1 protein-coding gene is annotated in these 760 nt (G+C 62.8%); it reads right to left on the reverse strand.

The window, feature by feature from the left end; all coding sequences use genetic code 11:
• On the reverse strand, positions 1-760 hold a 760-nt coding region (locus tag HLUSI_RS27515; RefSeq protein ID WP_040503264.1), incomplete at both ends, for an efflux RND transporter permease subunit.

Consider the following 760-nt stretch of genomic DNA (forward strand, 5'->3'; position numbering starts at 1 on the left):
GGCCACGTGGCCCAGCTTCATGCGCAGCCGCGCAATCACCTTGTCGGCGGATATCTTGCGCTCCGATAGCGGCTTGAGCGCGATGAACATGCTGCCGCCGTTGCGGCGACCGCCTCCGGTGAAGGCGGTGACGTTGGCCACCGCCGGATCCTGGCGCACGATTTCGATGAATTCGTTGAGCTTGATGCGCATGGCCTGGAACGAGATCGACTGGTCGCCGCGGATGCCGCCAACCAGCCGGCCGGTGTCCTGCTGCGGGAAGAAGCCCTTGGGCACGATCACGTACAGATAGACATTGAGCGCGATGGTGGCGAGCAGGATCACGATCATCAGCGGCGAGAATCGCAGGGCCCACGCCAGCGAGCGCTCATAGCCGCGCAGCATGCTGTCGAACAGGCGCTCGACAGCAGTGAAGAAACGACCCGGCTTGCGCTCCTCTTCGCTCTCTTGTTTGAGCAGCATGGCGCACATCATCGGCGTGGTCGTCAGCGACACCAACAGGGACACCAGGATCGCCACCGACAGCGTCACCGCGAACTCGCGGAACAACCGTCCGACAATGCCGCCCATCATCAGGATGGGGATGAACACCGCGATCAGAGAAATGCTCATCGACAGCACCGTGAAGCCGACTTCGCGTGCGCCGATCAGCGCTGCCTTGACCGGCTTCATGCCCTGTTCGATATGGCGGGAAATATTTTCCAGCACCACGATGGCGTCATCGACCACGCAGCTTCCGTACCGGCTCGCGTCGGGCCGC

The organism is Herbaspirillum lusitanum P6-12, from assembly GCF_000256565.1.
GTDB lineage: Bacteria > Pseudomonadota > Gammaproteobacteria > Burkholderiales > Burkholderiaceae_D > Herbaspirillum > Herbaspirillum lusitanum.